At 47.7% G+C, this 9,952-nt stretch carries 7 protein-coding genes; all 7 read left to right on the forward strand.

The window, feature by feature from the left end:
* The first annotated feature begins 132 nt into the window (after nucleotides 1–132).
* Nucleotides 133–1,350 (forward strand): beta-ketoacyl-ACP synthase I, encoded by a 1,218-nt coding sequence (gene fabB, locus FHQ23_RS06740; RefSeq protein WP_139613628.1) that lies wholly within the window; start codon nucleotides 133–135, stop codon nucleotides 1,348–1,350.
* 256 nt (nucleotides 1,351–1,606) lie between these two features.
* Entirely contained in the window at nucleotides 1,607–2,569 is a 963-nt protein-coding gene (gene tehA, locus FHQ23_RS06745) for a dicarboxylate transporter/tellurite-resistance protein TehA (RefSeq protein ID WP_139613629.1), read from the forward strand.
* A 100-nt stretch (nucleotides 2,570–2,669) separates the two neighbouring features.
* On the forward strand, nucleotides 2,670–3,161 hold the full coding sequence (gene lrp, locus FHQ23_RS06750; RefSeq protein ID WP_139613630.1) for a leucine-responsive transcriptional regulator Lrp: 492 nt from the start codon (nucleotides 2,670–2,672) through the stop codon (nucleotides 3,159–3,161).
* A 12-nt stretch (nucleotides 3,162–3,173) separates the two neighbouring features.
* Nucleotides 3,174–5,990: an FtsK/SpoIIIE family DNA translocase gene (locus tag FHQ23_RS06755; protein WP_139613631.1), complete on the forward strand. Its 2,817-nt coding sequence runs from the start codon at nucleotides 3,174–3,176 to the stop codon at nucleotides 5,988–5,990.
* A 133-nt stretch (nucleotides 5,991–6,123) separates the two neighbouring features.
* On the forward strand, nucleotides 6,124–6,753 hold the full coding sequence (lolA, locus tag FHQ23_RS06760) for an outer membrane lipoprotein periplasmic chaperone LolA (RefSeq protein ID WP_139613632.1): 630 nt from the start codon (nucleotides 6,124–6,126) through the stop codon (nucleotides 6,751–6,753).
* 30 nt (nucleotides 6,754–6,783) lie between these two features.
* Nucleotides 6,784–8,127 (forward strand): replication-associated recombination protein A, encoded by a 1,344-nt coding sequence (locus tag FHQ23_RS06765; RefSeq protein WP_139613633.1) that lies wholly within the window; start codon nucleotides 6,784–6,786, stop codon nucleotides 8,125–8,127.
* Nucleotides 8,128–8,151: 24 nt separating this feature from the next.
* Nucleotides 8,152–9,612, forward strand: a complete 1,461-nt coding sequence (locus tag FHQ23_RS06770) for an NAD-dependent succinate-semialdehyde dehydrogenase (RefSeq protein ID WP_139613634.1) — start codon at nucleotides 8,152–8,154, stop codon at nucleotides 9,610–9,612.
* The last annotated feature ends 340 nt before the right edge of the window (nucleotides 9,613–9,952 follow it).

Genomic DNA, 9,952 nt, shown 5'->3' on the forward strand with positions numbered 1-9,952 from the left:
AAGTAATTAAAACTTGCAATATTCTATTTTCATAGTAATTTATTCAGCTAACAGTTGTACGTTGAAATTTGTTCCGCAATAAGCGGGTCAGTTTAAAAATATTACGTTTTGATGAAGGAAGGGTTGGAGTAAATGAAAAGAGCAGTGATCACCGGTTATGGCATTATTTCGAGCATTGGTAATAATAAAGCGGAAGTGCTGGCTGCTTTGCAGCAAGGTAAATCCGGTATTACCAGTGTGACGGAATTCATTGAGATCGGTATGCGAAGCCATGTTGCCGGCACCATCAAATTGAATCCGGCGGAATTGATTGACCGTAAAGTGATGCGGTTTATGGGTGATGCAGCGGCGTATGCCTATCTGTCGATGCAGGAAGCCATTGAACATTCCGGCTTGGCAGCGGAGCAAGTCTCAAATGATCGCACCGGGTTGGTGATTGGCGCAGGTACCGGTTCGGCACATAATCAAATTGTTGCAGCAGATGCGATGCGCGGTCCACGCGGGGTGAAAGCCATCGGTCCTTATGCGGTCACCAAAACCATGGCGTCCAGTGTTTCCGCTTGTTTGGCAACGCCATTCAAGATTCGTGGTGTGAATTACAGCATCAGCTCAGCCTGCGCTACTTCAGCGCACTGTATCGGGCATGCGGTGGAATTGATCCAATTAGGCAAGCAAGATGTGGTGTTTGCCGGCGGTGCAGAAGAATTAGCATGGGAATGTGCCTGTGAGTTTGATGCAATGGGCGCATTGTCAACCAAATACAATGACTGTCCGGAAAAAGCTTCGCGCACCTATGATGCGGCGCGTGATGGTTTCGTCATTTCCGGCGGTGGTGGTGTGGTCGTGGTTGAAGAACTGGAACATGCGTTAGCCCGTGGCGCTACGATTTATGCCGAAGTTGTCGGCTATGGCGCTTCTTCCGACGGTTATGACATGGTGGCACCGAGCGGTGAAGGTGCAGCACGTTGTATGCGCCAAGCGATGGCAAGCGTAGATACACCGATCGATTATTTAAATGTACACGGCACGTCAACCCCGGTTGGTGATGTGAAAGAACTGGAAGCAGTGCGTGAAGTGTTTGGTGACAATACACCAGCGATTTCATCGACCAAAGCGATGAGCGGTCACTCGTTGGGTGCGGCAGGTGTGCACGAAGCGATTTATTCATTGTTAATGCTGAACCACGATTTTATCGCCCCAAGCATCAATATTGATCAGCTGGATGAAAAAGCACAGGGCATGAATATTGTGACCGAAGTGCAAATTGGCAAGAAATTGAACACGGTGATGTCAAACAGTTTTGGCTTCGGCGGCACCAATGCGAGCTTGATTTTCAAGCGTTATGAATAACTAGATTATTGATAAAGATATTTGATGAGGCAAGGTAGCAACTGTTTTTGGAAATACAGTTGCTATTTTTACAATATTAATTTGTGTATTCTAACTTTGTCAGCAAGCTGAACTTGTTTTATACTTTTCCTTTTTATACTTTTCCTTAATTTTTTAAGATTTCTTTCCTATATGCTTTCAACTAAGATAGCGCAATGATAAATTATCAGTAGCTCAGCATTGATATGCGATATTGATATGCGATAGAGATTAAAAAATGAATCAACCAACGTTAAAACCATTTCCCGTTCCCGTCAGCTATTTTGGCATTACATTAGGGTTATTTGCCATTGGGTTGGCATGGCGGCATGCACAGCGACTATTTCCTGAGGTTTCGCCACTGATCGCTGATATTATTCTGTTTGTCAGCGGTATTGTGTGGTTATTGTTGCTCGGCGTTTACCTTGCCAAATGGGTGATTGCAGCCAATAGTGCCAGGGAAGAGTTGCAGCATTTGGTTGTTTGCTGCTTTATCAGTTTGATCCCGATCACAACAATGCTATTGGGTATGGCGTTATTACATGTGATTTATCCGCTTGCATCGTGGCTGATTCTACTTGGTACGCTAGGGCAGTTGTTGTTTGCTGCGTACCGCTCTGCCGGGCTGTGGCGTGGCATACACAAAGCAGAAGCGACGACACCCGTGATTTATTTGCCGACAGTGGCTGCCAATTTTGTCAGTGCTATCGGCTTGAGCGAATTAGGCTATGTTTCATGGGGGATGTTATTTTTTGGCATGGCAATGCTCTCTTGGTTGACGCTGGAACCAGCAGTATTGCAGCGTCTGCGCAATTTGGGGGCGCTTGATGAAGCCATCCGCCCGGTGATCGGTATTCAGTTGGCACCAGCATTTGTTGCCGGGAATGCTTATTTTCATCTTAACGGTGGCGAAGTTGATGCGCTGAGTCTAGCATTGCTTGGCTACGGACTATTACAGTTCGTTTTTTTGGTACGTTTGCTTCCTTGGATTTATGCTCAAGGCTTCACAATGGGATTTTGGGGATTCTCATTTGGACTGGGTTCACTCGCCAATGTGGGGCTATACTTAACACAAATGACAAACGGGCAAGGAATTGCCGAATTAGGCATGATTTTATTTGTGCTCGGCAATATCGGCATGGCTTTGTTGCTGATTGGAACCCTGATTCGTATTGCTCAAGGGCGCTTTTTGTTAAAATAAAGCGTCGCTAATCCGATTCAAATCTGTAAAAAATCGTGAAAATCAGGTAATCTAGTAAAAACTTGGTTTTTTATTTTTTACTGCCATCGGAATAACAATAATGTCAAAAAAATTACTCAAAGCACTTGATGCTATTGATCTTAACATTCTGGATGAACTTCAGCGTAACGGCAAGATTTCCAATATTGATTTGTCAAGAAAGGTCGGATTGTCGCCGACCCCTTGTCTGGAGCGGGTGCGTCGTTTGGAAAAACAGGGGATCATCACGGGTTATCGGGCGCTGTTGAATCCGGAGCTATTGGATTCTGCGCTGTTGGTGATTGTTGAAATCACCTTGGTGCGTGGCAAGCCAGATGTCTTTGAAGAGTTTAATCAAGCCGTGCAAAAGCTGGATGAAATTCAGGAATGTCACTTGGTGTCGGGGGATTTTGATTACCTGCTGAAAACCCGAGTGGCGGATATGGCGGCATACCGTAAATTGCTGGGCACAACCTTGCTACACTTGCCGGGCGTGAACGACACCCGCACTTATGTTGTCATGGAAGAAGTGAAACAAACCAATTACCTGCAATTGAAAGCGAAAACCCAATAAAAGACCTAAACCATGATTCGACACCTTCGACCGCAATATACGGCTAAGCAGTATATTATTGAAATTATTCTGGGGCTGACAGCACTGTTCGGCGTATATCTTATTATCGCTTGGTCTAGTTACAGCCCTTATGATAACGGCTGGACCGTTGCCAGCCCGCAACAACAACCGTTAAATAAAGCCGGCGCTTTTGGTGCTTGGTGTATTGATTTACTGTTTGCAATGTTTGGCTCGGTTGCCAATATTATTCCATTTGTGGTGGTTGTTTCTTCGATCTTGCTGCTGCGTAACCGCTGGCGTGATCAATTCAGTAAAGGGCGGGCTTTAGTGCGATTGCTCGGCTTCTTGTTGCTGTTATGTGGGTTGACATCATTAGCCGCATTGCTACTTTCTAACAGTGATATCTACCTTGCCGGTGGTGTACTGGGCAGCTGGCTGATCCAAAGCCTGTATCCGTCATTGGGCATGTTCGGCAGTTTTATGGCTAGCTTTAGTGCTACGGTAGTCGGTTTTATTCTGAGTTCAGGCATGTCGTTGATCATGCTTTTAGTCAGCGCTTATCAATGGCTGACCGCCAAATATGACGAAGACGATGAAGATGAGGAGCGTAATCAAGCCACATCACAACCAGAACCGCTTGCAGACGAGATTCCAGTTTCGGCGGGGGCGGTTGAGCAGTTGGAAGAAATTTTCTTGCCTGACAGTGTGTTGCAAGCGAGAAAAGCAGCCATTAATCGGGCGACAGAATCTCAATTGACAGCAAAATTACCCGATGAAGAGCAAAGTGCGGTAGCGCATCCGATAATCGTTGGTTTGAATGCGCAAACCGCGCCTTCGACCGCAGATCAACTTCATGAAACCGCACTTTCGACGCAGGAGTTACCACACTTTGGTAATTATCAGGTCGAACAAACGGCTGAATTACCGAAAGTGTCGATTGCAGCGAATGCAGCCGCTCAAGCGAACCAGGCAACGTTAAACAGCCTTAATCTGCCTGAGATTGAGGGCATGCCGAAAGTCAGTTTGGCAACAGCTGCCTCAATATCAAAGGATACCGAAAATACTATAGGCAGTGTTGCTACACTCAATTCAGCTTCAGCAAACAGTATTGAAGAGCCGGATGAAGAGTTAATCAACGATTTGGCGCGCCAGTTTGCCGAGCGTGAACAGCAACGTTTAGCGCAAATGCAGCAAGCGGCACAAGCACTGAATGCAGAAAAAGAGTTGCAGGTGATCTTAAATCACGATGATGCGGTGCAAGCGAAAGCGACACCAAACTATAAACCGTATGAAAACAGCTTGATACATCCACTGTTACAACCGAAAGTCAGCCACAGCGGCAAACCGACTACACCGTTGCCAAGTTTGGATTTGTTGGAGCAGCGCAAAGCTGAACAGCAAGACATCAGCCGCGAGGAAATCGACGAAACTTCCGCACAGATCGAACATCAACTGCGCAATTTTAATGTGAAAGCCAAAGTGCAGAGTGTGTTGGTCGGACCGGTGGTTACTCGTTATGAATTGGAGTTGGAGCCGGGTACCAAAGCCTCGAAAGTCAGCGGGTTGGATACCGACTTGGCGCGTGCCTTAATGTTTCGCTCGATCCGTGTGGCGGAAGTCATTCCGGGCAAGCCCTATATCGGTATCGAAACCCCAAATCTGCGTCGCCAAACCGTCAGTTTGCGTGATGTGTTGGCGAGCATCGAATTCAAGCAAAGCCAAGCGATTTTACCGCTGGCACTTGGTAAAGACATCAGTGGGCAGCCGATTGTGGTTGATTTGGCGAAAATGCCGCACCTGCTGGTGGCAGGTTCGACCGGCTCAGGTAAGTCAGTTGGTGTTAACAGCATGATTTTGAGTTTGTTGTATAAACGTAAACCGGAAGAAGTCCGTTTTATCATGATCGATCCGAAAGTGGTAGAATTGTCTATTTATAACGACATACCGCACTTGCTGACCGAAGTGGTCACCGATATGAAAAAAGCTGCCAATGCACTGCGTTGGTGTGTGGACGAGATGGAACGCCGCTATCAACTATTGTCGTCGTTGTATGTGCGCAATATCGAAGGTTTCAACAGCAAAATTGACGAAGCGGAAGCGATGAATTTGCCGATTCCAAATCCGACCTGGCGTCCGGGTGACACCATGGACAGCATGCCGCCGGCGTTGGAAAAATTGAGTTATATTGTGGTGATTGTTGATGAATTTGCTGATTTGTTGATGGTTGCCGGGAAACAAGTGGAAGAGCTGATCGCCCGCTTGGCGCAAAAAGCGCGTGCGGTGGGGATTCACTTAATTTTGGCAACGCAACGTCCGTCGGTCGATGTGATCACCGGCTTGATTAAAGCCAATATTCCAAGTCGAATTGCGTTCACCGTGGCAAGCAAAATCGACTCGCGCACTATTTTGGATCAAGGTGGCGCCGAAGCGCTGTTGGGGCGTGGCGATATGTTGTATTCGGGGCAAGGTTCGTCCGAACTGATTCGGGTGCACGGCGCTTTTATGAGCGATGAAGAGGTCAACAAAGTGGCTGACGACTGGCGCGCGCGCGGTAAGCCGCAATATCTGGACGACATTGTGGTTTCGCAAGAAGAAGAGAGCAGCGAAAGTGCGGTTGGCGCTGATGATGATATTGATGAGTTGTTTGACTCGGTGGTGGAATATGTGCTGACAACCGGCACAACCTCAATCTCTTCGATTCAGCGCAATTTCAAACTGGGCTTTAACCGTGCGGCGCGGATTGTCGATCAAATGGAAGCACAAGGGATTCTCTCTTCGCCGAATAACGGCAAACGGGAAATTTTGGCACCACGTAATCAGTATGATTAAGACTGATAGCAATTTCCGTACACGGTTGGGTATCATAAGGGGCTTTGCCCCTCGCAGATTCGCTTAAGAACCTATTGATAGATCAATTGTCTTATTTATACGCAACTGATTAACAGTATTTAGAGGAAAAAAGATGAAATATTTAAACAAAACCGCACTTTTACGCCACACCGCACTTGCGGCATTGCTGTTTTCAGCCACGGCGAATGTGTGGGCCGCGGCGGTCGATGAATTGCAACAACGCTTGGCGGAAGTGGGTTCTTACAGTGCCGATTTCAACCAACGAGTGACCAGTGCCGACGGTAAGTTGGTGCAGGAAGGCAGCGGTAAATTTCAGGTGAAACGTCCGAATCTGTTCCGTCTGGACAGCAAAAAGCCGCAAGAAACGCAGATTATCGCCGACGGTAAAACCCTGTGGTATTACGATCCGTTTGTACAGCAAGTCACGGCACGCAAGGTGTCAGAGGCGATTGACAACACCCCATTTATTTTGTTGACCAACAATGATCCGAAGCAGTGGAACAACTATACGGTCACACAAAAAGATGACACCTTCACCCTGGCGCCAAAAGCCAAAGACAGTGCGATCAAGCGTTTTGAAGTGCGGATCGACAGCAACGGTTTGTTGCGTAATTTCAGCACTGTCGAGCAAGACGGACAAGCAAATTTGTATATGCTGCGCAATATGAATAATGTGACGCTGGACAATAAACTGTTTCAGTTTAGCGTGCCGAAAGGGGTAGAACTGGATGATCAGCGTTAAGCCAGCGTTAAGTTAACGGGGAAAAATAGTGTGAATAATCTCTCGTTTGATTTTGCCGAAAGTGATTTCCGCCCGCTGGCAGCAAGAATGCGCCCGACTACATTGGACAACTATTTCGGACAGTCGCATTTGCTGGCAGCGGGCAAGCCGCTACGTAAAGCGATAGATGCTGGGCATATTCATTCGATGATTTTATGGGGACCACCTGGCACCGGCAAAACCACGTTGTCAGAAATTCTGGCACAGCGGATCAACGCCGAAGTGGAACGGATTTCGGCGGTCACCGGCGGGGTGAAAGAGATCCGTGAAGCGATTGAACGGGCCAGACAGAACAAACAAGCCGACCGTCGTACTATTTTATTTGTCGATGAAGTCCACCGTTTTAACAAAAGCCAGCAAGACGCATTTCTACCGCATATTGAGGATGGTACGATTATTTTTGTCGGCGCCACCACCGAAAATCCTTCGTTTGAATTGAACAGCGCTTTGCTGTCTCGTGCCAGAGTGTATTTGCTCAAAGCGCTGAGCCAAACCGAAATTCAACAAGTGTTGCAACATGCCCTCAGTGATAGCAAGTGCGGTCTGGGGGAAGAAAGTCTGCAAGTGGAAGAGAATTTGTTGGCGATATTAGCCGAATATGTCAATGGCGATGCCCGTTTAGCCCTGAATTGTCTCGAATTAATGGTGGATATGGCAGATGAGATCGATGGCAAGAAACAGCTGACCCAAGCGCTGTTGGTCGAAGTGCTGGGGGAGCGGCAAGCGCGTTTTGATAAGCAAGGTGATCGTTATTACGATTTGATTTCGGCGGTGCATAAATCGATTCGTGGCTCTGCGCCGGATGCGGCACTGTATTGGTATGCTCGCATTATCACCGCTGGTGGTGATCCGCTGTATGTAGCGCGGCGCTTATTGGCGATTGCTTCGGAAGACATCGGTAATGCTGATCCACGTGCGATGCAGGTTGCACTCAGCGCTTGGGATTGCTTCACTCGTGTCGGCGCTGCCGAAGGCGAACGTGCGATTGCACAAGCGATTGTCTATCTGGCGGTGGCACCGAAAAGCAACGCAGTGTATCAAGCGTTCAACACCGCCAAACAACAAGCAACCCAATTTCCTGACTACGACGTGCCACCGCACTTGCGTAATGCACCAACCAAATTGATGAAATCGCTGGGTTATGGCGATGAATACCGCTATGCTCACCACGAAGAAAACGCCTACGCCGCCGGTGAAAACTACTTCCCGCCGGAACTGAAACGCAGCCGCTACTATTTCCCGAGCGAACGTGGTATGGAATCCAAAATCAAACAGAAACTCGATTGGTTGGCACAACTTGATCAACAAAGTGGCAAAGTGCGGTATCAAGATTAATCAACTCGAATTAAGGAGCAAGCGATGTTTCAATTAACGGATCCTCAATTATTCAAAACCGAGTGCTATATCAATGGCGAGTGGCGCCAAGCCTTAAACGGTGAAACAATTGCGGTACTGAATCCGGCGACCGGCGAGATCATTGCTGCGATCCCGCAAATGGCGGAGCAAGAAGCACTGCAAGCTGTGGCGGTGGCATATCAGGCACAGAAAGCTTGGCAGCAGCAAAGTGCTAAGCAGCGCAGTCAACTCTTGCGTAACTGGTTCGAGTTGATTGTGCAGCATAAACAAGATTTAGCGACGATTTTGACACTCGAACAAGGCAAACCACTGGCAGAAGCGGAAGGCGAAATCCTCTACGGCGCCTCTTACATCGAATGGTATGCCGAGGAAGCTAAACGGATTTACGGCGATACCATCCCGGCACCAAGTGCAGATAAACGAATTTTAGTCACCAAGCAAGCGATCGGAGTTTGTGCTGCAATTACGCCGTGGAATTTCCCGAATGCGATGATCACACGCAAAGCAGCGCCGGCATTGGCGGCAGGCTGTAGTTTTGTGATTCGTCCTGCTTCGCAAACGCCATTATCCGCCTTGGCATTGGCGGAATTAGCCGAACGGGCAGGGATTCCTGCCGGGGTATTCAATGTGATTACCGGTAGCGCGACAAAAATAGGTAAAGTGCTGACCGAAGACGAGCGGGTGAAAAAATTCAGCTTTACCGGCTCTACCCAAGTCGGGCGCTTGCTGATGCAGCAATGTGCCTCAACCATTAAAAAAGTGTCGTTGGAGTTGGGCGGCAATGCGCCGTTTATTGTGTTTGACGATGCCGATTTGGATGCGGCGGTGGAGGGGGCGATGGCCTGCAAATTCCGCAACGCCGGGCAGACCTGCGTCTGTGCTAATCGAATTTATGTACAAAGTGCGGTGTATGAGGCTTTTATCGAACGCTTTAAAAGTGCGGTAGCCAGCTTAAAAATCGGTAACGGTTTAGAACAGGGTGTTACGTTTGGACCGTTAATCGATCAAAGTGCGGTAGCCAAAGTGGAACAACATCTTGCCGATGCGTTGAGCAAAGGCGCACAAATTGTCTGTGGCGGCGCTTTGGCGCAGCAGGGCGGTTTGTTCTATCAACCGACGATTGTACGTGATGTCACCGCCAATATGCAAGTGGCAATCGAAGAAACCTTTGGTCCGTTGGCGCCAATTTTCAAATTTGAAACGGAAGATGAGGTGATAGCAGCTGCCAACGCCACTGAATTCGGCTTAGCGTCTTATTTCTATAGCCGCGATATTGGACGGATCATGCGGGTTGCTGAAAATCTGGAATACGGCATGGTCGGCGTTAACAGCGGCATTTTATCCAACGAAGCCGCCCCATTCGGCGGCGTGAAACAATCAGGTTTGGGGCGTGAAGGTTCAAAATACGGGATTGAAGATTATTTAGAGATCAAATATATCTTATTGGGTGGATTAGATAAATAAACATCAACAGACCCTAGGGTCTGTTGATGTTTTGAGTATATTATTTGAGCTAAAACTAATCCTTTTAGCCTAGCACGGCAAAGCCGTACTAGGTTACGCATAGATCAGCCGCTTTGCGGCTGCTTTAGAGAGGCAAAGCCTCTCATCAATGCTTAACCGATTGCGACCGTAGGTCGCTGTCGGATAAAATTAGGCATAGTAGACAAAAAGGTTGGTCAAAACTCGCTTGAAGCCTTACATTATAAAGCTTTGAGTGAGTTTTATAAAAATGACTAAAAAAAGTGCCTTTTTTGCAGTAGCCACACTTACCATAAATACGGATTCAAAGCCGGTATTCAGA

The organism is Testudinibacter crocodili (genome assembly GCF_006228025.1).
GTDB lineage: Bacteria > Pseudomonadota > Gammaproteobacteria > Enterobacterales > Pasteurellaceae > Chelonobacter.